12 protein-coding genes are annotated in these 26,197 nt (G+C 33.5%); 4 read left to right on the forward strand and 8 right to left on the reverse strand.

Going from position 1 to position 26,197, the window contains the following annotated elements; translation table 11 throughout:
• Positions 1–521: 521 nt before the first annotated feature.
• The 8 genes from F6K15_RS07580 to F6K15_RS07615 form a co-directional block, all read right to left on the reverse strand.
• Entirely contained in the window at positions 522–2,954 is a 2,433-nt protein-coding gene (locus tag F6K15_RS07580) for a sulfotransferase domain-containing protein (RefSeq protein ID WP_293059199.1), read from the reverse strand.
• A gap of 1,195 nt (positions 2,955–4,149) precedes the next feature.
• Positions 4,150–5,295, reverse strand: coding sequence for a class I SAM-dependent methyltransferase (locus F6K15_RS07585; protein ID WP_293059202.1), 1,146 nt, complete (start codon positions 5,293–5,295; stop codon positions 4,150–4,152).
• Positions 5,296–6,530: 1,235 nt separating this feature from the next.
• Positions 6,531–13,718 (reverse strand): glycosyltransferase, encoded by a 7,188-nt coding sequence (locus F6K15_RS07590; protein WP_293059205.1) that lies wholly within the window; start codon positions 13,716–13,718, stop codon positions 6,531–6,533.
• 851 nt (positions 13,719–14,569) lie between these two features.
• On the reverse strand, positions 14,570–14,740 hold the full coding sequence (locus F6K15_RS07595; RefSeq protein ID WP_293059208.1) for a hypothetical protein: 171 nt from the start codon (positions 14,738–14,740) through the stop codon (positions 14,570–14,572).
• Positions 14,741–15,260: 520 nt separating this feature from the next.
• Positions 15,261–18,068, reverse strand: coding sequence for a methyltransferase (locus F6K15_RS07600; protein ID WP_293059211.1), 2,808 nt, complete (start codon positions 18,066–18,068; stop codon positions 15,261–15,263).
• Between the two features lie 425 nt (positions 18,069–18,493).
• Entirely contained in the window at positions 18,494–19,921 is a 1,428-nt protein-coding gene (locus F6K15_RS07605; RefSeq protein WP_293059214.1) for an ABC transporter ATP-binding protein, read from the reverse strand.
• A gap of 497 nt (positions 19,922–20,418) precedes the next feature.
• On the reverse strand, positions 20,419–21,270 hold the full coding sequence (locus tag F6K15_RS07610) for an ABC transporter permease (protein ID WP_293059216.1): 852 nt from the start codon (positions 21,268–21,270) through the stop codon (positions 20,419–20,421).
• Between the two features lie 243 nt (positions 21,271–21,513).
• Positions 21,514–22,050 (reverse strand): hypothetical protein, encoded by a 537-nt coding sequence (locus F6K15_RS07615; RefSeq protein WP_293059219.1) that lies wholly within the window; start codon positions 22,048–22,050, stop codon positions 21,514–21,516.
• A 182-nt stretch (positions 22,051–22,232) separates the two neighbouring features.
• Here F6K15_RS07615 and F6K15_RS07620 point away from each other — a divergent pair, with 182 nt between their 5' ends.
• The 4 genes from F6K15_RS07620 to F6K15_RS07635 all read left to right on the forward strand — a co-directional run bounded on the left by F6K15_RS07620 (position 22,233) and on the right by F6K15_RS07635 (position 25,395).
• A complete protein-coding gene (locus F6K15_RS07620; protein ID WP_293059222.1) occupies positions 22,233–22,562 on the forward strand; it encodes a hypothetical protein in 330 nt (109 codons plus the stop codon).
• Positions 22,563–22,682: 120 nt separating this feature from the next.
• Entirely contained in the window at positions 22,683–23,393 is a 711-nt protein-coding gene (locus F6K15_RS07625) for an RNA-guided endonuclease TnpB family protein (RefSeq protein WP_375341051.1), read from the forward strand.
• A gap of 258 nt (positions 23,394–23,651) precedes the next feature.
• A complete protein-coding gene (gene ruvB, locus F6K15_RS07630) occupies positions 23,652–24,806 on the forward strand; it encodes a Holliday junction branch migration DNA helicase RuvB (RefSeq protein ID WP_293059225.1) in 1,155 nt (384 codons plus the stop codon).
• 109 nt (positions 24,807–24,915) lie between these two features.
• Positions 24,916–25,395, forward strand: coding sequence for a DUF6232 family protein (locus F6K15_RS07635; protein ID WP_293059228.1), 480 nt, complete (start codon positions 24,916–24,918; stop codon positions 25,393–25,395).
• The last annotated feature ends 802 nt before the right edge of the window (positions 25,396–26,197 follow it).

A 26,197-nucleotide genomic window follows, 5' to 3' on the forward strand; every position in this document is an offset into this window, starting at 1 on the left:
TCTATAATTAAATTACCCTGTATTTTAGTTTTGAAAAAAATTTATTTGAATTTAGGGAATAGGGAATAGGGATAAAATTTTCAGAGTTTTTCTATCTCCTGAGATTTTTGACAAATCATTTGGAATTACTATATTAATCAATATACTCAATTAAATGTCAAGTATACTGTTTTGTGATTGTTTTAAAATAGTAATTTTTTCTACTTTATAGCAGAAGGAAGAAGCAAGAAGGAAAAATATTACGTTGTCTGAGTTTTAAGATTTTGATCTGTCTTTGCCGTTTCTTGAGACTGCTATATTTATGAATTTAATAATATTTATTATTCGTAAAATTATTTTTTAAAATTGGCATAACTTCCCCTTCATAATACTTGTTAACGCAATTTTGAACGATAAAACTAACTAATTCAAGACTAGGTATTTACTATTTTTATCTTTAATTATTTACAGTAAAGAGCTTTAAAAGTAAAAATTGAAGAAACAAAAAAAGCTGATAACTAATATCTAAGTGCTAATTACTATTATTCCCAGTTTAAATAAATATTGAGAAATTCGGCTAGCTTTTGATTATCAGATTGGAAATATTTAATTAAATGCTGATATATTTCATCATTAGGTTGTGAGTAATTACCAGAATTATATTGAAGATATTCTTCTGAGAAATGTGCAGGTAGTTCTAAAAATTGAAATACTTTGTTCATAGTTTCTTGAGGGTGACTAAATAAGTCTTCACTTTTGAGGATGAGAAATTGTTCTTTGGGAAAAATATTCATCCAATTTTGTAGTTGTTCAATATATTTGCCTCTTGCTAGATATGTATAATGTTGATGGTTAAAACTGTAATATGTTCCTGTTTGAATAATTTTTTCAACTTCTCCTTTTAGACGAGTTTGTTCGGCAGCGATCGCTTCTTTCAAAGTTAGTTTTTCAGTTCCTAATCTAACTTCGTGATAATAATGAGAAATTGCTCTTTCTGCTGGGTTTCTCAACAATATAATTAATTTCATCTGAGGATATATATCAAAAATTCGTTGGGGTACGAGAGGATGAAATAAATAGTAAGGGCTTGATTCTCCTGTAATTATTCCTGACTCTAATTGGGGAAATTGCGATTGATACCATTTTAAATCCCGATCGAAATTTAAGTCAAAGTAATGAATTTCATGTTGTAAGGATGCTGCAATTAAAGGATGTTGTACTAAATAGTTATATAAGGAATTAGTACCACATTTCTGAGCGCCAATTATCAGAAAATGTGGGTTTTGATAGTTGATTGAATGGTCGATATTTTTGTGGAATTTGATACCAATATATTCATTGAGTTTCTGGTTATAGGTTTGAAAGTATTCTGTTAATTGCTGGTATGTTTCAGAGTTAATGTCTGGTTCTTTTTCTTGATTAGAATCGATATGATCATCTATTAATTCTGGCTTCAAATCGAGAAACTTAAATACTTTGTTCATAGTTTCCTGGGGATGATTAAACAAGTCTTCACTTTGCAGAATTAAAAATTGTTCTTTTGGGAAAAATTTCATCCAATTTTGCAGTTGCTCGACGTATTTACCACGAGATAAATATGTGTAATGTTGATGGTTAAAACTGTAATATGTTTCTGTTTCTATAATTTTCTCAATTTCTCCTTTTAAACGATTAGATTCTGCAGCGATCGCTTCTGATAAACTTAAAGATTCATAACCTAATTTCACTTCATGGTAGTAGTGATTGATTGCTCTATCTATAGGATTTCTTAGTATGACAATTAACTTGATATTAGGATATAAATTGTAAACTCTTTGGGGAACAAGAGGATGAAATAAATAGTAAGAGCTTGATTCTCCTGTAATTAAATCACTTTCCTCTCCCACTACAAATTGATTTTGATACCAGTTTATTCCTTGATAAAAATTTAGATCAAAAAAATGTAATGATGGTTCTTTAGGTGCTGCTATTTGAGAATGTTTAAAAAGATATTTATGTAAGTAATTTACACCACATTGCTGCGCTCCAATTATCAAAAATTCCGGTTTTGGGGATTGTTTTTTTAAGGTTTTATGTCGGAGAATACATAAGCAAAAATCACTTTTTAAGCCTCCTGGAATTTCCATTAAAATTTTCTCAAATTCCAGCAATAATTTGATTATTGTTTCTCCTTTGGGGTCTTCCGTAATAAATTGATTACTATCTAGTAGTTGATATAGTTCGTGAATTAATCCACCGCCATAGTGATTCAACACTTCTATACGAAAGTAGTATTTGATAAATGCCAATATCAATTTTGAACGTACTGCTTCAGATGGGTCTACTGTAAATACTTTTTCAATACTTGGGCTTTTATATTTTGAGATTTTGACAGATTTTAGACTATCATCGAAGCAATTATATATACGATTAATAATATCTAATTGTTGTTGTTCATAAATATTGAAGCAATCACCAATATACTCATTTAAAATCACATAACCTTGAGGCTTTAAGCTATTTTTAATTGTGGATAAACAGTGTTCTAATTCTTTCACATGATGCAAAGAACCAAAACAGGTTATTAGGTCATATTTTTTGTTAAGAGTAAAAGTATTAAAATTATCTTGGTAGAAATTAATCTTAACTCCGGCTTTTTCTGCATCTATTCTAGCAATTTCTAATGCAGATTTAGAAAAATCAAAGGCATCAATATTCTTTGCTAAACCTAACTTTGCTATTAGTATTTCGTGATTACCAACGCCACAACCAATAGACAATAAATTATCAAATTTTCTGCCAGCAAAAAAGTCTTCTATTAACCAAGCTAGCCAATATTTTTCTGTTTCTCCACCAGATATTCTTTTATTAATAGCTTTTTCAATAATCAAATTAGATACCCACTGATTACTATTTACTAAAGCTGCTTTTGGATTTGTTTGCCAATATTTTTGGGCTTGATTATTATGCTGATGATTGAAATTATTTTCTGACATATAAAAATTTTATTTGAATTGTGAAATATTATATAGCAGGGAACAGGGAATAGGGAATAGGGAATAGGGAATAGGGAATAGGGAATAGGGAGCAGTAGGAAAAATATTTTCCCTTCTTTGCTTCATCATCAGTCTATGTCCTAACTAACTTGTTCTTTGCTATATCTAAGCTTTTAGGGAACAGGTAATATCAAGGGTGTTAACGAAGTCAGAAGTCCCCAAGTCATAAGTCAGAAGTTATTTTTGTAACGGGGATGCGTGAGCAACTCTCCAAAAATATTTCATCTTAAAAGACGGGGTTGTACGACCCAATTATTTTGATAAATTTTTGCTACAAGTACCCACGACTGCTGCTAGTAGTCAGTAGTCAGTATAAATAGTTTTAATCTCGTTTATTACCAAAAAAAATTTATCTTTTTCATCAAATAGACATCCGGTATAAAATCTTTTGGCTAATGCTTATTATTCGTAATATTCTTTTTTTTAAGTTGATATTATACATTTAAAGAACAATCAAATTTTCATATAGCAATTCCTAAGAAGCGTGAGGTCATTTCAATTATCAGTATCTCTACAATAAGGAGGCTTTAAATTTGAAATATTTTCTTTTTTTATTCCCTTAAAAGGCGATCCATTACCCACATTTTTCTTAATATAAAACTTGACAAAATAGACAAGTCATGGATGAGTCTTGGTTCGGCTTTTTCGGGAGAAAAAAGGTATGAAAAAGTACATTTTTTTGACAACTTCAGTAGTTTTATTTAGCTACTATGATTATTTCTCCTTTCTCTCCTGCTCCCTGCTCCCCTGCTCCCCACAAGGGTTTCAAGACTTATGGGTAAGATATCACTTAAAAGGGGAGGCGCATACCCATAATTTTTCGGTAAAAGATTTCTTTGTTTTAGGGAATAGGGAGTATAAAATAAGAAAAAAAATTGTATCTCATTCATTAATTGATAATTGATAATTACCTCGGGTTTTAACCGTTACGGAATTGAATATAAGGAAATATTATTTTTTCTCTTGGTCGATGGTCGGACAGCTCCGAGACCTCGCCATCCCTAGACCGCTTTTTTTCCCGATCAAGGGGAGGCTTCAAGGCGCGAATTATTTAATTATTAATTATTTAAGTATTAATTATTCGGTAACTTGAGAAACGCTATATCTAATTCACAATTTTGAGAAGCTTCTATATTTAGGGATTTTCAACAATACATTTTTCTGTATTTTTTTTACCCTCAAAAAATATTCCTGCTGCTAAAATTTCTCTACCTTTTTCTCCTAATACCATATCTAAATTATCACCTTCTTGTACTAAAAAAGCGTGCCAATCTTCTAAACGTTCTTGCCATTCTTGTTGTTGAATATAAGGCCAGACAGTTTGAATCAACATCATCATACTATAGGATGGATAATGATGGGGAAAAATACCACTATTGATTTCTTCAAAGTCTGAAAAAATTTGCCGTAAACCATGAATTGTCATATTAAAATAATGGCTGGGGTCAGCGTGAAGTGGTTGTAAAAATGCAGTATCAATAAATATTAAACCTCCTGGTTTTAAGATGCGATAAAGTTCTTTTGCGGTAAAAAATGGATTAGGTAAATGTTCAAAAACTGCATGACTAATGATGCCATCAAAGCAGTTATCTGGAAATGGTAATTTTAATGTAGAGCAGACGACATCTGTATATTGATATTGCTGTACATCTAAGTAACAAATATTTGGCTTTAGATATTCTTTTTGAGTGTTACCTGCGCCAAAATCTAAAACTATTCCATTTTCTCCAATTTTATTTAATACTGTTAAAATTCCTTCTGAGTAGGGATGGGTAGTTTCTGTTTCTGTGAGTTTAATAAATGGTAAATCTCCTGGTTGCAAAATATGAGGAGTATTTCTTCTTATCCATATAGGGCAATTTTGTTTATTACATGGTGCAGCTATGTTTCCACATTGGGGGCAAATTAATAGTTTTTGTAGATTGAAAGTTTTCTGTCGTTGAGGTTGGTTAGGGATATTTCCAATAATCTTAAATTTATTTTGAAATAATAATATTTTTTCTCTTCCATCGGCAAATATTTCTATTTTTATATCTGTCTCTGGTTTAATATTTTTTGGCAGTAAAAGCTCGCCCCCAAAACCACTATGACTAGCATATTTTTTTTCTGGAAAAGCAGCAGCTACATCTGGTCGATATCCACCATGTAAAAGAGAGGCATAAGGTTTTCCATTGAGATGCAGACTTAATTGAATATTGAGATTATTTTCAGAAATGTACCAACCAGAAAATTTAGTTAAGTAATCTATTTCTGTGCTTTTAGGAAAATCTAGATTAAACATTATTTAGGGTTTGCGTATAGAAAGTCTTTTGGTAGGTGTAGGAGACAGGAGACAGGAGACAGGAGACAGGAGAAATGGAAATTATAGACGAGGTAGTATACAACAATTAATAATTAATTAGGGTTTGCGTATGGAAAGTCTTTTAGTAGAGGTAGGAGACAGGAGACAACCCACCCCTAACCCCTCCCAGGAGGGGAGAAATGGGAATTTACAGGAGGTAGGAGCGGGCGTTTTGTCCCTTAATTTTTCTGCCCAAATCTTGACCAAAATCCGCTCCTAATTGAACAATTACCACTTAAAACCTCGAACTTTTTGATACTTAAAAAGTCACTTACCTTTATCTATAAAGACTTTTAGATTAGATCGGTAAGCCCTAATTATTAATAATTAATAATTACCTCTCTTTGAAAAGAAGAGGATTGACTAATTATGAAAAATTTTTCTTTTCTTGGTCGATTGGATATAGTTAGGTAACCCATCCATCCCTCGACCGCTGTTTCTCCTTGAAAGAAGGAGTCAGAATGAATAGCTTCAATACCACTTTTTAGGTCATAAATTCTCTTTTTCTCTTGGTGCGCTACCAGGTGCGACTGGTGTCGTCGCGGGGTCGCACCGCTTTGCGAAAGGAACACCTCATGCACGTGTCTTTTAATCACACTTATTATTTGTAACATTCTTTTTTCAATTTGGTATAACTCCTGTTTCCTATCCCTACTAAAACCCACATTCGGAACTTCAAGAGCGTATCATTAAAAGTAGTATATAAATTTGTATTTTGGTAAGTATTTATACTATGCAAATCATCTCAATTACTTTTTTCGTTCATCAAATTCCGAGTCAAAAATTTACGCATAAATACTTGTTTGATTGATTACTCGATCACGGCAGTTATGATTTTCTTCTCAAATTCTGTCTCCTGTCTCCTGTCTCCTGAGGACTGATTCGGTTGCTACATTTTGTGGTGCGGAATGTGGGCTAAAAGACTTTTTCAGCAAACCCTAGTTAGGAGTCTAATTTGTTTAAAGAAAAGTATGCTTCTCGAAATATTTGACCATGAACCTATCCCACTATTTTTAACAAACTTATTTCTTTAAGTAAAATGTGTTTAAAAAGCTTAATTTTTGGTTTTTAACTCTCAAAATATTTAGGGTTTTTAGCAAAAATATTATTAGTGGGATAGGTTCATAAGTGTCTGTCATTTCTGCAAAGGTATTTAATGACTCCAGTACATATATTTAATCAGCAGAGCAATAGTTAATCCGTACATCTGTGCCATAATCTCTGTGTGCTAATTTGTCTAAAGAAAAGTATGCTTCGCGGAAGATTTGACCATAATTTTCTGTCATTTCTGCAAAGGTATTTAATGACTCCAATACATATTTAGAATTACTTGCGAGTCGATGACGCAATACTTCATCTATCAACAAAGATGTCAAAACATTTGCTAATTCTTCTGGGTTATTGGGAGTATAGAATAAACCATTAATATTTGGTTTTACTTGTTCAACAATGCCAAATACTGGAGTAGTAACTATGGGTAAATTATAAGCCATTGCTTCTAATATGACTCTTGGGAAACTCTCGACCCGAGAAGTACAAACAAATATATCTGCTGCTTGATAATATTTTGCTGTTTCTGGAGTTTCTTTTACTATTTCTACTCGCTGTTGAATTTCTTCTGGTAATTCAGTCAAAAGTTCGTGTAATTTTAAACTGTAAAGATTTGGGCGATCGCCTACTAAAAAACATTTGATTTTTTGACTTTCTGTTTCAGGGATAAATGATAAGGCTTTTACTAAATCTTGTTGACCTTTTCTTTCACAAACAGTACCTAATAATAGAATGACAATTTCATCATTTTTTACTTCTAAAGCTGACCTTGCTGATTGTTTTGACCATTTCTTAGCTGCTGATTTTAACAATTGTAAATCTAAGCCATTATGTACCACTGTAAAATTGTGATGACTATTCAAAGGTAAGTATCTATTTCTAGTAGCATCTGCCACAAAAATTACTCGATAAGGATAGCGGAAACATTCTAATGCTCTAGCAGCTATTTCTGTGCCAAACCGATTAAAATAAGTTTGCCAAGGTTCACTTTCATGTACATTCCAGACACTGGGAATATTTAACATCTGAGCGACATCTACCATGAAAAAGTTTTCTAAAGTATTGATATACATAACATCAATATTTAGCGCTTTTATTTCTTTGGCAAAACTAGCTAATGCTTCATCATAAATATCTCTTTGATAAATATGTTCTAGTGGATTATCTAGAACAACTACCTGAATATTATGCTGTTCATAAATTTCTCTCAATTCTCCATCATTGACAGAAAAAATTATTGGTTCAACAATTCCATCATCTGCCAATTTCAGGGCAATTTCTAATTGATGAAGTGGCGCACCAGTTAAATCTAAGGAATTACTACACATCAATAATTTAATTCTGGGAAAAATGTCTTTCATCTCAGGGAGTAAGTTTTGCTCACTATAATTAACCAGTTCGTTTATTGGTGTTTGATTTGGATAATTTGTCTCTAGTGTTGGATTATTTATTTGTGATTCTTGCTGAGACTCATTAACTTTTGCCTGGCTATTTATTTGTGGTTGATTTGGAGAGTTTATCTCTAGTGCTGGATTATTTATTTGTGGTTGATTTGGAGAATTTGCCTCTAGTGCCGGATTATTTATTTGTGATTCTGACTGAGACTCATTAATTTTTGCCTGACTATTTATTTGTGGTTGATTTGGAGAATTTATCTCTAGTGCTGGATTATTTATTTGTGGTTGATTTGGAGAATTTGCCTCTAGTGCCGGATTATTTATTTGTGATTCTTGCTGAGACTCATCCACTTTTGCCCGACTATTTATTTCTAGTTCATTTTGAGAATTTGCCTCTACTGAGGGATTATTTATTTCTGGTTTATTTTGAGAATTTGCCTCTACTGAGGGATTATTTATTTGTGATTTTTGCTGAGACTCATCAAATTTTGCCTGACTATTTATTTCTAGTTCATTTTGAGAATTTGCCTCTACTGAGGGATTATTTATTTCTGGTTTATTTTGAGAATTTGCCTCTAGTGCCGGATTATTTATTTGTGATTCTGACTGAGACTCATTAACTTTTGCTTGACTATTTATTGGTGGTTTATTTTGAGAATTTGCCTCTAGTGCTGGATTATTTATTTGTGATTCTGGCTGAGACTCATTAACTTTTGCTTGACTATTTATTGGTGGTTTATTTGGATAACTTCCAACTTTTGCCTGACTATTTATTTGTGGTTGATTTGGAGAATTTGCCTCTAGTGCTGGATTATTTATTTGTGATTTTTGCTGAGACTCATTAACTTTTGCCTGACTATTTATTTGTGGTTGATTTGGAGAATTTGCCTCTAGTGCTGGATTATTTATTTGTAATTCTTGCTGAGACTCATCAACTTTTGCCTGACTATTTATTTGTGGTTGATTTGGAGAATTTGCCTCTAGTGCTGGATTATTTATTTCTGGTTTATATAGAGAGTTATCAACATTTTCCAGAATATTTATATCTGATTCTTTCTGAGACTTATCAACTCCTTCCCTCTTCCTTCTTCCTTCTTCCTTCCCAATAAAATTTATTTGTGGTTCATTTGAAGAATTATCAAATTCCTTCTTCCCTCTTCCTTCTTCCCTCTTCCTTCTTCCCTCTTCCTTCTTCCTTCTTCCTTCTTCCTTCCCAATAAAATATCGTCTTGGTTGAATTTCAAATAACTCACTTTCCAGAGAAAAATGAGGACTATAAAACCTATCTACCATCTGAGAATATTTCTGACGATAATTTGCTTCTTCCTGGGGATTATCAGAATAACCGCGACTCGTTCCTTCTTTATGAATTAATTCAGCATCAGGACAATAAACTGAACGATAACCTCTTTCCAAAAGTCGATAACCATAGTCAGCATCATTATAAGCAACGGCAAAATTTGACTCATCAAAACCACCTAAATCTAAAAATAATTGCCGGGAAGTTAACATACAAGCAGCAGTTACCGCAGAATAATTTCTTGACACAGAAGCTTGAGAAAGATAACCCCTATTTTCACTATGTAATAATTTAAACGCATGACCAGCTAAACCATGATGTAAACCATGAATTACACCTGCGTGTTGAATCCTTTTATCGGGATAAATTAACTTAGCTCCCACCGCTCCAACACCAGGGAATTGTGCATAACCAATCATTTGACTTAACCACTGGGGAGAAATAACCTCCGTATCATTATTTAAAAATAGAATATATTCACCATCTACCTGTTCTACAGCACGATTATTAATTGCAGCAAAATTAAACTTACCCCCACTATTAGGAATAGAAAGAACCGATATATTTGCCGAACCAGAAAATGAAACTTTCAGACTTGCCAAATATTCTAAAGTCTCAGACTCATCACTTTCATTATCAATCACAAATACTTGATAATTCTGATAAGTTGTCTTTTTCAAAGACTCAATACAACTCTTCAATAACTTGGCTTGATTTTTAGTCGGAATAATAATACTTACCGACCCACCTTCGTCCGGAAAAGCAGCTTTAAAAATTCCCAAATTTTCTCGCATTGCCCAATCTGGTTGATAAACATCTCCCTCCACACCAAGACGTTTTAAACTTTCTTGAACTGCCGTTTCACCTGCTAGAAAACTTTTCGGTTTTTCCCCACCAGAAATAGCAGTAGAACCTGGAGAAGTTCGCCAATGATATAACACCAAAGGTAAATGCCCAACTTCACGAGAAATTTCCGTTGCTCTTAAAGCAAAATCATAATCTTGAGAACCTTCAAAACCAATTCTTAAACCTCCAACTCTCTCAAAAATTTCCTTTCTAACTACGCACAAATGACCCATATACATATAGGAAAGTAATAGCTCTGGAGAATATTCCGGTTTAAATTGAGGATCGAATCTTTTCCCTTCCACATTAATTTTGTCGTCGTCCGAATAGAGAAAATCTGTTTCTGGATTTTCACTTAAATATAAAGCCACCTCTCCCAAAGCATCAGGAGTAAGTTCATCATCATTATCCAAAAAGAGAATAAAATCTCCCGTAGTAAGTTCAGCAGCAGAATTCGTCGCAGCACTAATATTTCCATTCTCAGAACGGAATATTAACTTAATCCGGGAGTCCGTCTCAGCTATTTCCGTCAGAAATTCCCGAATATTTGGATTACTACTACAATCATCCGCTATACAAAATTCCCAATTTTGGTACACTTGGTTTAGTACACTGGCTATTGCTTTGTCTAAAAATTCCACGGGTGGGTTATAAACTGGCATAACCACAGAAATTTTAGGCAAAACTGTCTGGCAACCCTCTAACCGAGCAATTAAATATTCAACCGAGCGATCGCCCCAATTATTCACCGCCAACCAAGCGTCATAAACATCTATAGTTTCTGGCACTACAAACCCGGGAGGCGCTAATAATTCCCCTTCTTGCCATTGTTGCTGTCGATATATCTGTAATATTTGTCTAGCAATACCAGGTAACTCTGAAGGTAGGGGGATGATGCGACCCAACCTTTGCTTCCTTTCCGCAGTCCGTTTCCCAATAGCTTTGGCAAATTTGGATAACTTCTCGAATTTATCCTTAGCCTTTTCCCAGAAACTATAACGTCTTAGTTTTAAAACTTCTGAGCAAGGGAAACCAACTATTTCCCCAGTTTCCAAATGTGCTTCTAAACTAACTTGCCATTTTCCGGGTGGAAGTTCCACCGTTGCTTCAAACCCACTATCTGAACTTCCGACTAAGTCTGGAAAAACCTCACCCACATCCTTTCGACGCAAACCATAAGCACAGTCCACCGAAATATCCCCACATTTGAGAACTAACTTTGTAATTTTCTGCTCCCGATGGCAACACCAACCCGCAAATAAAATTACTCCCTCCCGTTGTTGCCAATTTGTAGGTGCATCAAAATTTGCTTCAACAGTAGATACCGATACTGGATAGGAGGCAAATTTATGCCACTTTCCTTTTTTATCCTGAGCTTCCAGAATTAATTGATAATTTCCTGGGGAGAGTTGTAAAGGAATTTGGAAACCAGAATTTTTTGCAGCGGAAATATCTGGAAATCTTTGGGCGACATCTAGTCGTTCGATATGATAATTACCTGCAAAAATTTCTTCTCCCACCCTCGCACGAATAGCTTGGATATCCAGACCAGCATTGCGAAAACACCAACCCACTATTTCTATTTGAGAATTAGCAAAATTCCAGTTAGTAGGAGAGTCGATAGAGAAAATGAGGCGCATTTGCAACTTACTCAATTTCCGTTTTAACCCAGACCATTTTTCTCGCAACTTCCAGAACTTGGAAGATTTCATCGCCGAAATTTCTGCCTTGAGAGTTTCATTTTCGTAGTGTTGGTTTATTAATTGGTCTTGAGTTTCCCCCAAAATTGTCTGAGTTTCCCCCAAAATTGTCTGAGTTTTTCCCAATTCAGCTTGAGTCTGTTCAAGAGTGGTTTGAGTCTTTCCCAATTCAGCTTGAGTTTGTTCAAGAGTGGTTTGAGTTTCCCCTAAATCTGTTTCTAATATTCCTATTTTGTTCTGAGACTCAGATAATTTTATTTGAGTAGCATCTAACTTTTGTTGAGTTTGCCCGAATTCTGTTTCTAATATTCCTATTTTGTTCTGAGACTCAGATAATTTTATTTGAGTAGCATCTAACTTTTGTTGAGTTTGCCCGAATTCTGTTTCTAATATTCCTATTTTGTTCTGAGACTCAGATAATTTTATTTGAGTAGCATCTAACTTTTGTTGAGTTTGCCCGAATTCTGTTTCTAATATTCCTATTTTGTTCTGAGACTCAGATAACTTTATTTGAGTAGCATCTAATTTTTGTTGAGTTTGCCCGAATTCTGTTTCTAACTGTTGAAGTTTAGTTTGAGATGCTTGTAATTTAATTAGATTACCGTCTAGTTGTTGTTGAGTTTGACCTAATTCTGTTTCTAATATTTCTATTTTTTGCTGAGATTCTTGTAACCTAATTTTTTTTCTATCTAGTTCGACTAAACTTTGCCCTAATTCTGTTTCCAGTCCTAGTAATTTTTTCTGAGATTCAGTTAATTTTATCTGAGTACCGTCCAGTTGAACTAAAGTCTTACCTAGTTCTGTTTCTAGACTTAATATTTTTGCTAAAGCTTCTTGAAATCTTGTTGCTGAGTTACTGAGTTGTGCTTGAGTTTGCCCTAGTTCTATCTCTAATCTAATCACCTTCCTTTGAGAATCATCTAATTTAATTTTGGCACCTTCAAATTGCGCTTGAGTCTGTCCTAGTTTTCTCTCTAATGTAGCAACTTTGGTTTGAGATTCTTGTAATTTTGTTACCTTGCCGTCCAGTAAAGCTTGGGTTTCTCCTATTTCTGTTTCTAATGCTTCTAATTTTTTAGCAGATTCTTTGAGCTTAATTTCTCTACTATCAAGTTGTTGCTCAGTTTCACCCAGTTGTTTTTCTAAATTATCTACTTTTTGCTGTGCTTCTCGAAAAAACTCCTGCCTTTTTTTGACATCTGTTTCTAACAGATTAATTTGTTTTTCTAAACCTCGAATATTCAACCAGTCTTGAAATTCCCAGAATTGGCAATCATTCTGGATATTTTTGATTAAATCTGCTCCTGACTCCCCTCCTAAACCAACTTTTTCTAGTTGTTGATAAACTTCTAACGTTTCTGGGAAATATTTTTCTATGAGATTAGGTCTACTGGTTTTAATAATATCCTTTACTAATAAAGATTCTTCAAAATTTCCTGGAGGAGGCGTTGGTAAGTCTATTTCAAATTTATCGTTAACTGCCTGAATAAAACCTTCAGGATTTTTGCCAATACTATCAACCTTTGCTATTAAACATTGCTGAGAAAAATTTTGATAAAAATCTAAGATTCTTTGATTAGAATTCAACCACATTTTCACAGCTATTTCTGGTTGTTCCAATAATTTTTCATCCGTAGCTCGTCGATAAAGAGAGTCTGCTACTTCCCACGGCGAACGATAAACAAAAATAAACTTTGCATCTGGTAATAACTCTAACCAAAAGTTTAAAAATAAAGTTGTTCTTGGGTCTTTCCATCCCCAGTTTTTTCCTGAATTATCTTGAGTTTCTTGACGGTTTTTAATTAATCGTTTAGCTGCCTTTAAATATTGTTTCTTAACAGGAATTTCTGTAATTTCAACATTACTTCCTAAATCATCCAAACCTTGGGAACCTAATATTCCTTTTTGCAGTTCCACAAATTCAATATCTTCAAAATGCCCCCTAACATTTCCATACTCTGGTCCCACTAAATTTGCTCCAATATTTACCCCTACACTCTGAAATAAAGAAGCAGTTAAAGAGGTTCCCGAACGGTGCATTCCTGTAATAATAAAAACTGTTGATTTCATCTAATTTTTCTCCTTATATTAAGCAAAGTTGTAAGCAAACAGCGGTGAGCTATAGCGCTGTGCGCAGGCAACAGCTCATCTGGCAACAGAGGGAATAAAAAACTGATAATATAAGACTTTCAGCTATTGGACAGTTATTGTAATTTGTACATAAACCAGCGCACATTGCTATATAAGCTATCAGTTATTAAGTTATTATCGCACCGAAGTCCGAATTAGTCTCCAAAAAGAATTAAAAGTTATGTTTAATTCTGCATTTTGTACCGAAAGAAAGCGGAAGTTAAAAGTCATACATTTAAAAGTCAATCATTTTTAATCCCCAATTGTTTGAGGATTTTGTAACCAGTTATTTTCTCCTTCTCCAAAATACTGAGGCATTTCTACTTCTATTACCCCTGATAATTTCACTTAATTTTTCTCCTCATGTTAAGCAAAATTTGCCAAATTCCAAGATAATATTACTTTTTTTTCTGCTGCTAGTGCCACTACAGGAAAGTTGAAAGTCTAGCATTTCAAAGTCAATTATTTTTAATCCTAAATTGTTTGAGAATTTTGTAATCAGTTATTTTCCCCATCCTACACTAGGGATATTCTGTCTGTAATTACAGCATTTAACTTGATAACTACTTCTTCAAAATACTGATTATTTTTTACTTCTATTACCCCTGATAATTTCACTTAATTTTTCTCCTCATGTTAAGCAAAATTTGCCAAATTCCAAGATAATATTACTTTTTTTTCTGCTGCTAGTGCCACTACAGGGAAGTTAAAAGTCTAGCATTTCAAAGTCAATTATTTTTAATCCTAAATTGTTTGAGAATTTTGTAATCAGTTATTTTCCCCATCCTGCACTAGGGATATTCTGTCTTTACAGCATTTAATTTGATAACTACTTCTTGAAAATACTGATAAATTTTTACTTCTATTACCCCTGATAATTTCATTTTGTTTTTCTCCTGATGTTCAGCAAAATTTGCCAAATTCCAAGATAATATTACTTTTTTTTCTGCTGCTAGTGCCACTACAGGGAAGTTAAAAGTCTAGCATTTAAAAGTCAATCATTTTTAATCCTAAATTGTTTGAGGATTTTGTAACCAGTTATTTTCCCCATCCTACACTAGGGATATTCTGTCTGTAATTACAGTATTTAACTTGACAATTACTTCCCTAGAATACTGAGGAATTTATGCTTCTCCTACTGCATATAATTCCATTTAATTTTTCTCCTCATTTCTCGTCATATTAAAAAAATTGGCAAATTTTACAGATACTATTAATTTGATAACTAATTCCCCAAAATACCGAATAATTTATACTTCTACTACCCCATATAATTTCATTTAATTTTTCTCCTGATATTCAGCAAAATTGGCAAAATTTCAAGATACTGTGTTAACGGCCGTTAACCCCTACTATATGTTCTGAGGCTATTGATATTCTGCCTGTCATTACAGCATTTTATCTCACAACTAATTCCCCAAAATACCGAATAATTTATACTTCTACTACCCCATATAATTTCATCTAATTTTTCTCCTGATATTAAGCAAAATTTGCAAAATTCCAAGATACAATTACCTCCTGCTCTAGTGCTAAGGATATTCTATCTGTAATTACAGCATTCAATCTGACAAGTACTTCTCCAGAATACTGAGGAATTTCTACTTCTACTACAGCATAATTAGTTTTGCCAAATATATGATTATGATTAAAAGCAATAGTTTTTTGTACTAATATTTTTCCATCCTCACTTTTAATAATCTCAATTTCACATTCTATTGAATAAGCAGCAATAGGCTCTATTTGTGGATAAACTCGAAATCTTTTTTGACCTTCAATTTGAAATTGAATTTCAGTCTGACATTGATGACTACCCGGTAAAATTTTATCAGCAAATTTCCAAGTTTCTCCACCATCAAAAAAAGGTAGTTCCTCAACTTCTGTTTTTACTTGCCTCTTTGTTTGGCTATCAGACAATATTTTATCCGACAAATTTTTAGTTTCTTCATTATCAGATATGAGTATTTTTTCCACTTCTATCTTTTTTCCTATCATTTCTTCCTTTGCATTTCCAACTTCTTCCTTCTTGCCAAAATTCTTAACTTCTAACTTATTACTTCTGACTTCTGAGACTTCTAACTTGATATTTGCAACTTCTTCCTTCCAACTTCTTCCTTCCAACTTCTTCCTTCCAACTTCTTCCTTCTTCCTTCTTCCTTCTTCCTTCTTCCTACTTAAAGGTTGAGCAACTAAACCACCAGAAATTGGCTTTTGTAAAATATATAAATCTTGCCCATTTGCCATAGTACTTTGAGGAAATCTTTTAATATGTTTGAACATAGAAAATATTTCCTGATAAGCCGCTGGTGTATGTAATGCTGCAACAGTATGTTGACCTTGACCGTCCGTTTCTCCTTGATGGTCTAGATACAAAAATAATCCCTCTTCTCCAATACTATACATTTCAGCTTGATGAGTATTTCCAGTGCGAAAAATATCATAAACTATCGGAAAAAATTGAGGTCCGTGAAGTGTCATAAATAATATTCCACCAGGGCGTAATACTCGATAAATATCCCAAGCCCAAAGATGTTGTAAATCTAAACGTAGGTGTGTGAATACTGAGACAGCATTAACTAGGTCAAACTGATTATTTTCAAAAGGTAATGGAGGTTTAATATTGTTATGTTTGACTGTGGCAAATTTGATATTTTCTTCACACCATTCAGCACATTCAGGAAAAACGTCACAACCAAATAGTTTTTGATTTGGCAAAAGTTCTGGTTTAAATGCCATTAAATAACGTCCTACTCCACAGCCAAAATCTAGAATATTCTCAAATTGATGAAAATCAAATCCTGCTTTTTGCAGATAATTTTTTACTGTATATTTGAGGTCATCGAATGAACTAAGAAAAGCTTTAACACTGGAATTTCCACTAATTCTGAGTAACAGATGGTTTGGTGGTAATAAGACAATGGAATTAACTGCAGAAATATTAACGACTCGCTCTAAATGGAAATTATTAATAATTTTGACCAAGATAACGTCATCTGGGGATAAATGTTCGCTGTTAATGCTACATGACCATTGATATTTTTGGGTTTGATTTTTGTATTTTGGTAAACAGCTTTTTACTTTTATTCCATTTACTAAAACAGCTACTTCTTCTACTTTTTCTTCAGGATTAATATCTACTGCCCATCCTTCTATATAAATGTCTCCTGTAGATGTAACTTCGATACTTCTACAACCACCATCAGGATGACAATAAAAGTTTAATAATTTATCTCTTTGTTCCTCAACTTCTCCCTTTCCAACTTCTTCCTTTATAACCTCTTCCTTTCCAACTTCTTCCTTTCCAATTTCTCCCTTTCCAACTTCTGAATTTTGACTTTTGAATTTTGAATTTATAGCTTCCCTCTTTCCAACTTCTTCATTTCCAACTTCTTCATTTCCAATTTCTTCCTTTCCAACTTCTCCCTTTATAACTTTTGACTTTTGACTTTTGACTTTTGATTTTATAACTTCTTCCTTCTTCCTTCTTCCTTCTTCCTTCTTCCTTCTTCCTTCCTCATTCCACAGAATATATAGATCGTGATATCCACAAAGACCTTTTTTAATCCGATGCCATTTTGCTTTTCCCTTAGTTGCTTGGTGAATAATTTTACCTACCCATTTTTCTCCTACATAAGTAACTCCATAATCTTCAGTGTTGAGAAAAAGACTTTCACTTTCTGGAGTAAAGTAAATTTCTTCTGCATCTGTTTCTATTTCTATAGTCATTAAAGATAAATCATGGGTACTGAAAATTAATATGCCGTTTTCTGTCAATAAACTATATAACTTTTCTAACCAACCACTAAAAGTTTTTTGGGGAGTATGACTAAAAAATGAACAGGCAAAAATGCAGTCAAATGTTTGATTGAGTTGATAATCTTCAGGATGATTAGTTGAAACTATCCCCTCTACTCCAAGTAATTTTTTTTGAAATTCTACTGCTTGAGAATAAATATCAGAAATCCAAATTTTATGAGCTGGTATTTCCTGAACTAAAAATCTACTAAAACGCCCATAACCACTGGCAAAATCTAGAAAAGAAGAGATATTTTCAAAGCCATCAAAATGCCATTCTACAATTTGTTTAACTGCATCTAATATTCTTTTGCCATTAGAAAAATATCGTAGTAGTGCTTCATCAATCTTTCCTTCAGTATTTTTCAAAGCATAGAGATACATTTCATCCTGTGGATGAATATTTACCTTTATTTCTTCAGGTTTTCTAGTTTGGTCTTGAATAAATGTATCTATAATTAGCTGATTATCTATTTCATTTTTTTCAGGATTCATATTTTTAAATAGGTGTTAGTTTTTAGGAGAAGTACAAATACAAGTTTTTAATAATTTTACGTAAGCATTTCCTGCGGACTGCTGCGCAAACAGCTATTAGCTGTTAGCTCTCAGCTATCATGACCAGGTTTTAATCAATATATACTTTAAACCCAGCTTTGATAGTAAGTATAAATTCTGACTCAATTAGTCAAGCTTTTATCTAAAACTAAAAGTAATAGCTGACGGCTGAATGCTTACAATTTTACAGACAATTTTACTGTAACTATCTTTTTAATTTGATATAAAAAGAGTATTTTTTTTTCTTTAAATATATGGTGGTAATTAAAAGTATTTACATCTACTTTAAAATTAACTTTCTTTCTTCCTCCTTCAATCGTTACAGTGAAATTTTTCCCGCAACTATTAATATATTTGTATTACTGCTAACTCCAAACTCCTGACTCCTTTTTTTCCCAGTTATTCAGGGTATCATTGTCAATATTTAAGTGAGGTTCTATTAAAAAGTCAACTACTCCCGTACCGCATGAATCACTACAATGCTGCACTCTAAACATAGCAATATCAATGCAACGGGATAAATAAGTTAGATGGTCGCCTGCCATACCAACAACTCCAGCATTTAAAAAATATACCCCAGGATTTAGCAAACATTTAAACTTAAATTTCACTATAACTTTCTGTTGTGCTTCTACATATTCTACTGATTTAGTATAACCATGTAATGATGCTCCACCTAACTCAAATCCACTCAGAGTTTTAATCAACATTCCAAACCTAACTTTAGATGTAGAGTTAATAAATTTTACTGTATAAGTATAGTAATATTCTCGACGATTAATTAAATGATTTACTCTCTTACCATCCAAAGTAATAATATGAGGATCAATAATTTCCGACCCTTTATTAGGATAATGTATCGTATTTGAAGGTATCATCTCCGGGTCATAAATTTCTTCATATTCTGTTGATTCTGAAATTAGATTATCGCCTTGATTTTGACCGTTTTTATTTTCAGATTTAGACTCAGCTTCATTTATTTTTTCATCATCCAATAAACTATCAATACTCAAATTAGGAATCTGACGAATTTCTTCCCTAATTGATGAGATTTTATCAGGAAAAGCATAGATTAGTTTCTGATATTTAGATACCACATATTTAGGAGCATGATAAAGTAACATTTCACCACGATCCATCAAAATTGCTGAATCACAAAGTTGTACAACTGTTGAAGCAGCATGAGATACAAATAAAATTGTGCCTCCCCTTTCTTGAATGTCTTGAATACGAGCAAAACACTTTCTCTGAAATGCTTCATCTCCCACCGAAAGTGCTTCATCAACTACTAAAATATCTGGATCAACACTTGTCGCCACAGCAAATCCCAACCTAATAAACATTCCACTAGAATAAGTTTTTACAGGCTCGTCAATAAAATCACCAATGTCAGCAAAACCAGCAATTTGCTCAAATTTTTCCTCTATTTCTGATGGTTTTAATCCTAATAATTGACCGTTAAAAAAAACGTTTTGTCTACCTGTAAACTCTGGATTAAATCCACTCCCAAGTTCCAAAAGTGCAGAAACTCTGCCTTGAACTTTTACAGTTCCAGTTGTCGGTGTAAGAGTACCAACAATTATTTGTAGAAGAGTACTTTTTCCCGAACCATTCCGCCCCACAATTCCTAAAGTATGCCCTCTTTCTATTTCTATACTTATATTTTGCACTGCCCAAAATTCATCGGCACGACTTTTTCCTGGGAATAGAATTTCTTTTAAACGGTCTACCGGATGCCGATATCGTTTAAAGCATTTAGAAACATTTTGCAGTGAAATTACAGTTTCAGCCATGAATTTTCTGGGAAATATTAATCTTTTATAGTAAGCATTTCCTACGGAATGCTGATATTTTATATAATACCAAATTGATAAATTTTTGCTACAAATATCTAGGGTCTTTCTGATAATTCAGCGGTAGGGATAAACGGCCGTTTGCCCTTACAGGATTCATTATGAATGGCTTCAATACCAGTTTTTAGTCATCAATTCTCTTTTTTTCAAAGATACATTTTATCTAAAATATTTTCATAGTACTTATTATTTTAAAACAGAATTTTTTCAAAATTATCTAACATAAATTACCATGTATTAATGCTCAACTTAAGTAACACATAAGCATTTCCTGCGGAATGCTGCGCAAACAACCATCAGCCATCAACTATTGTTTTTGGTTTGAGATAAAACTTTATTAATTAACGCCAAATTAGAGCTTACTAAACTTATTTGAGTTTTTAACCCATATAATTCAAGCTAATGAAGCTGATAGCTGATAGCTGACGGCTGTTTGCTTACAAAACATCTGCAAAAGCAGGACGTAATTTCAGGTAAACCCACAAGCCAAAATAAAATATTAATACAGACATAAAAGCAGCAATTCCTAACTCTCCCCAGTGTTTAATTTCTCCTACCAAAACCAGGTCTCGATATACTTCAGCGATCGCTGTTAAAGGATTACACCAAAATACCCAGATTCTCCAATTTTCCGGAATTACAGATGCCGGATATACTATTGGTGTAACGTAAAACCAAAGATTTAAAATTACTCCTAAAGTTTGAGGAATATCTCGTAAAAATACTGTTAATCCTGCGGTAAAATAACCTAAACCTGCTGTTAATAAAAGCTGCGGTAAAAATACTATTGGTAATAGCCATAATGTTTGATGGAGTACCCCAGATGATATACATATCATTCCTGTTAAAACTATTAATCCAAATGTACTTTCTATAAAAGTTGAAAAAACCGGAACTAAGGGTAATAAACTAAGGGGAAATACTACTTTTTTGACCAAGTTTGGCTGTCCAATCACACATCCAGAAGCTTGAGTTAATCCATTAGTAAAAGCCAGCCAAGGTATTAACCCAGCAAATAACCATAATCCAAAAGTAACCTTACTATCTTCAGGTAGCCCTTCTAGGTTAAGCTTGACTTTAAGAATAATTGAGAAGACGTAGGTATAAATTAAAAGTTGGGATAGTTGATTAAGTAGTGGCCATAAATTACCAAGAATTGATCCTTTATATCTAGCTTCTAAATCTCTTCGTACTAATGTTAATAGCAAGTTTAGATTTACCAACCAATCAGTATTTACCACAGTTAGCCACCTACTAATCCTGCTAGTTTTGCGGACAATTCCTTTCATAGTCCTACTATTTTCCGTTTTCTCCTCTACGCCACACTCAGGCAAAATTGCTCATGTTAAGTGTATATAATCTACTGCTTCCATCTACTAAACAATCAGCAGTTTAATCACTTTTTGCTAGCAGACGGCTACAGTTTTTGAGATTATATCAGGGGATTGGCAAAAATACTTTTTTCTATCTCAAGTTGTTGCCAGATATACATGATATATTTTTAAGTTTAAAGTCAATTCAAACAATATTTTCTAGTTGAGTAATGGTTCTATTGCTTGTTCAATGGCCTTTAATTGTTCGCAGTCGTAACCCCATTGTTGGAGAAAGTCTTTGTAATTACCTCGATCTGTAGTTATGCTTTGATATAGCTCCTGAATATTGCCTTGTATACTTGGTATATTTAGGCTCTTTATTAGTTTTGTGATGCGCGATCGCACTGTTTGTGATTCATTAGCTGCCTCTTGGTCTTGATTTCTTTGATGGTGGACTACCATTCCAGAAGACATGGCCAGACTTTTGACTAATAATTCTGTCACTGTTTCTGGAGATGATTCTAAGGCTCTGATAATTGATGGTGAGGGATTATCTACTAAAGGTCTAGGGTCTCTCAGATAAATAGCAAAAAATGCTCTAGCAGTATCTTTCCTCTTGACTAAATCTCCAATTAATTCTTCTATCTTTGCTGCCGATAGCTGGCCTGTTTCCATCTCGGACATTATTTCTTGAGTCAGGGCGAGTGCTTCTTCAAATGTTATATTTTCTTTTACGGACAATGATGTTGATTTCATAGTTTGGGACATTTTCTTAAATATACTTTCTAGTATGATAAACATTGTACATAAATATAGTCTAAAGGCCTGATATTTAATGCTACAATTAAATTGGCTAATAATTCCAGACTAAATAATCATAAAAAATCCTAAATTATCGAATATTAATATAATCTAACCCCCTTGATTTATGAGATTAGTTGAGAGACATATCCCATACAAAAAATCATCGGTTTTATCTGGAAATTGACCGACTATGTCTCTTGTCGAAAAATCTCTATAATTATGCTAATTATTTGGTTCGTAAGTCTTTCATATTTGAAAATACTTATCTCGACTATTACGATCTGCAAAAAACACTCTCTACCCAATCAGATTATCAAGCAATGCCAGCCAAAGTATCTCAACAAATCTTGATGATACTAGATAGAAACACCGAAAAGCTTTTTAGCAGCGAACAAAATTTATCAACACCAAGCCATCAAAGTTTAAATCTCATCCTCGTCTTCCTAGATATAAAAATAAAGTAACACCGAAGAAATATTGTAGTTTATACAACACAAGCTATCAGCAAGAGGCAATTAAAGCAAGGAATTATTAATCCCAGTAAAACAGGGATCTATCTAAAAACATTAGTACCTACTTCACAAATTAAACAAATTCGTCTCGTCCCTAGACTTAATCATTATGTAATAGAGGTCATTTATGAAGCTACTCAAAAACAATACGAGTTAGAAAAAAATCGTTGTGCCAGTATTGATATAGGATTAAACAACTTAGCTACATTAATCTTTAATCAAGCCGGAATCAAACCAATCTTGATAAATGGCAGACCGTTAAAATCTATAAATCAATACTATAATAAAGTCAAAAGCTTCCTACAATCTCAACTCCAAGAAAATCAATCAAGTAAGAGACTAAAAAAGCTTTGTAATAAGAGAGAATTCAAAATCAATGACTATCTTCATAAATCATCTCGTTTGATTATTGATACTCTAACTAATCAGAAAATAGGAACATTGATAATAGGGCACAATGAAGACTGGAAGCAGAAGATAAATCTAGGGAAGAAAAATAATCAAAATTTTGTATCTGTCCCCTATAACAAGTTAATAGAAATGTTATCTTATAAAGCTAAGATGGTAGGGATAGATGTAATAATTACAGAAGAATCTTATACCTCAAAAGCAAGTTTTATAGATAATGATATTCTTCCTGTATACAGAAAAGGTCAGAAAAATCAAGTCACTTTCTCAGGAAAAAGAGTAAAGCGATGCAGCGCGGTCTTGGGGGTTTCCCCCATGAGCGACTGCATCAAGACAAAGAGGTTTGTATCGTACCGCCAACAAAGGATTAATTAATGCTGATGTTAATGGTTCTTTGAACATTATGAGAAAAGCAGCTCCCTTTTGTTTTTGACTATGGGATAGAGAAGCCAGTACGCCCTTGCGGGTTTCCCGACTTGAAGCAACTGGCGTGGTGTTGTAGTGCCTCCTCCGGAGGAGCTGCGCTAACACGAGCGTCAGGATAACACCTGCAAAATAAGGATATGTCTTATTGTGACTATATTTTTATGAACTATGATAGTCAATAAATAACTTAGCTCTCATTTCCCAGTTATGGCCATAATATCTTCCAAAAAACAATCTCCACAACCAGAAAGGCCAGATAAAAACATTTTCTTAGCCTCAGAAAGTAAAAGTTCATATAAAACCAAAAAATCAAAATCCAAAACTGAAACAGACGAAATAGAAGCTTTATTAGAAGCAGAGGCAACTGCTGAAGACAAGAATAATAGTAACAACGAAGAAAAAATCAGACCCCAAAAGTTAGCCGAATATATCGGACAAAAAGACCTCAAAGAAGTATTAAATATTGCGATTTCGGCGGCAAAATCTAGAAAAGAACCTTTAGACCATCTGCTACTTTATGGCCCTCCAGGGTTAGGGAAAACTACCATGTCTCTAATATTGGCAGCAGAAATGGAAGTTAACTGTAAAATTACTACTGCCCCTGCCATTGAAAAACCTAGAGATATTGTAGGTTTGCTAGTAGGTTTACAAAAAGGAGATGTTCTGTTTATAGATGAAATTCATCGCCTTTCCAAAATGACAGAAGAAATTCTATATCCGGCGATGGAAGATTTTCGACTGGATATTACAGTGGGTCAAGGTAAAACTGCTAAGACTCGGAGTATTCCTCTCAAACCTTTTACTCTAGTCGGAGCAACTACTAGGGTAGGGTCTCTAACTTCCCCTCTGCGCGATCGCTTCGGAATTATTCAGAGGTTACGTTTTTATGAGGTTGATGAACTGAGTCTAATTATTCTCCGAGCAGCAAAACTTTTAAATACGGCTATTACAGAAGATGGTGCTGAAGAAGTTGCCCGTCGTTCCCGGGGTACGCCTCGAATTGCTAATCGTTTACTCCGACGGGTGAGAGATTATTCGGAAGTGAAAAAGTTGACTCCTGTAAATGCTGAGGTAGCAAGTGAAGCGTTAGAGTTGTTTAATGTTGACCCTCTAGGTTTAGATTGGACAGACCGTAATTTATTAAGGACGATGATTGAAAACTATAATGGTGGGCCTGCTGGTTTAGAGACAATGGCAGCAGCGACAGGGGAGGATGCTCAAACTATTGAGGAGGTTTATGAGCCATATTTGATGCAAATTGGGTTTATGCAGCGCACTCCTCGTGGTCGGGTTGTGACTTCTGCAGCTTGGAGGCATTTGGGTTTTACTCCGCCGGATGAGCAGTTGAGTTTGAAGTTGTAGGAGAATAGATAATAGATATATTCATCAGAATTGTGTTGCTATAATTTAAAAATAGAGTTATTAATGGTGCATTCTATCTGAATTCTCAGAACTACTATGAGGTAGGATAATGCTTGGTGATTTTTTACTGGACGATTCAACATCAACAGAGCAAGTTGAAATTAAAACATCAATTATTAAGATCCGAGGCAAAACTTTAATATATGGGAATGTTGTTGATCAAATTCGCAACATTACAAGTATTGGTTTGGTCAACCGTACAACTGTGAAGCAGACACCTAAGTGGTATTGGAGTTTGCCTTTTGTGGGTTTTATGCTGCTTCTTGTTCCCGACATATATGCAAGAATATTTGGAGCTTTAATTATTGCTTTAGGTGTTTGGTTGCTTTATCAACAGCATATCAACAAAATTTCAGAAAGATATGGTATGACTATTTACACTAATTCAGGGGATAAAAGAACTTTTGTTAGTCGGAGTGAAGACTTCATTAAGAAGGTAATCTTAGTGTTATACAACGTGATGAATGGTGAAGAAAACGAGGTTATAAATTTAAACTTTAGATACAATGACAATAGACCGTTCTGTTAATTTTAAAATTGGAAAAAACATTAGTTCTCCTATTGTTGGGGGAACTGTAACTGGCGATGTTGTTAACAAGGTTTAGAAATTAATTAAGCAAATTTTTGAATATTAAGGAGGTCAAATATGTCAGATAAGCCTATCAAAAAAAGATTTTACAAAGACTGGAAGTCATATCGAAATTGGAACTAATATAGATTCACCTTTTGTCTCAGGTAATGTAGAGGGTGGCTTTTACAACAATAAAACTGTACAATATACACCTGAACAAAAGCAATCTCTAACGGAAACTGCTGAAGAAATTCAGAAACTTTTAAACCAGCTTTCTAAAACTTATTCCCCTGAAGAAGCGGAACAGAAAGCAGCAGAAGATTTAGCAAATAGAGCCAAGCAAAACCCTTCGTTCAAAGAAAATCTCAAAAGTTGGAGTCAATCTCTACTAAGTAAAGGCAGTGAAACAGTAGTAACTGAAATAGTAAAGGAAGGAGTTAAACGAGTTATTACTCTTGCTATGACAATGCTAGTTTAGATACATAATCCAAAAATTTTTTAACTAATGTTATTAGATGCCTACCTCATCTACCTCTACGAGTAGGTGAGGCTTTTTGTTTTAAATATCAAAACCTCAATATTTTAAATGCAAAAAGTTGAATTCTTTGATCTTCCTAACTTCAATAATATAGTTATGGTATAAGATTTTTGCTTTTTTAAGATTGCTTCTTAACTAGATTGATTAACCTCTAAGGGTAAACTATAAAGTTAAGTATAAAATTGAGACTTATTTTGGCGATCGCTACATCTTTGTTTTATA

The organism is Okeania sp. SIO2B3, assembly GCF_010672525.1.
Taxonomy (GTDB): Bacteria; Cyanobacteriota; Cyanobacteriia; order Cyanobacteriales; family Microcoleaceae; genus Okeania.

What these genes read in the sequence shown, in the direction of transcription:
- F6K15_RS07580 (WP_293059199.1), bottom strand. Translation starts at nt 2,954, where the DNA reads ATGTCAGAAAATAATTTCAATCATCAGCATAATAATCAAGCCCAAAAA.
- F6K15_RS07585 (WP_293059202.1), bottom strand. Translation starts at nt 5,295, where the DNA reads ATGTTTAATCTAGATTTTCCTAAAAGCACAGAAATAGATTACTTAACT.
- F6K15_RS07590 (WP_293059205.1), bottom strand. Translation starts at nt 13,718, where the DNA reads ATGAAATCAACAGTTTTTATTATTACAGGAATGCACCGTTCGGGAACC.
- F6K15_RS07600 (WP_293059211.1), bottom strand. Translation starts at nt 18,068, where the DNA reads ATGAATCCTGAAAAAAATGAAATAGATAATCAGCTAATTATAGATACA.
- F6K15_RS07605 (WP_293059214.1), bottom strand. Translation starts at nt 19,921, where the DNA reads ATGGCTGAAACTGTAATTTCACTGCAAAATGTTTCTAAATGCTTTAAA.
- F6K15_RS07610 (WP_293059216.1), bottom strand. Translation starts at nt 21,270, where the DNA reads ATGAAAGGAATTGTCCGCAAAACTAGCAGGATTAGTAGGTGGCTAACT.
- F6K15_RS07615 (WP_293059219.1), bottom strand. Translation starts at nt 22,050, where the DNA reads ATGAAATCAACATCATTGTCCGTAAAAGAAAATATAACATTTGAAGAA.
- ruvB (WP_293059225.1), top strand. Translation starts at nt 23,652, where the DNA reads ATGGCCATAATATCTTCCAAAAAACAATCTCCACAACCAGAAAGGCCA.
- F6K15_RS07635 (WP_293059228.1), top strand. Translation starts at nt 24,916, where the DNA reads ATGCTTGGTGATTTTTTACTGGACGATTCAACATCAACAGAGCAAGTT.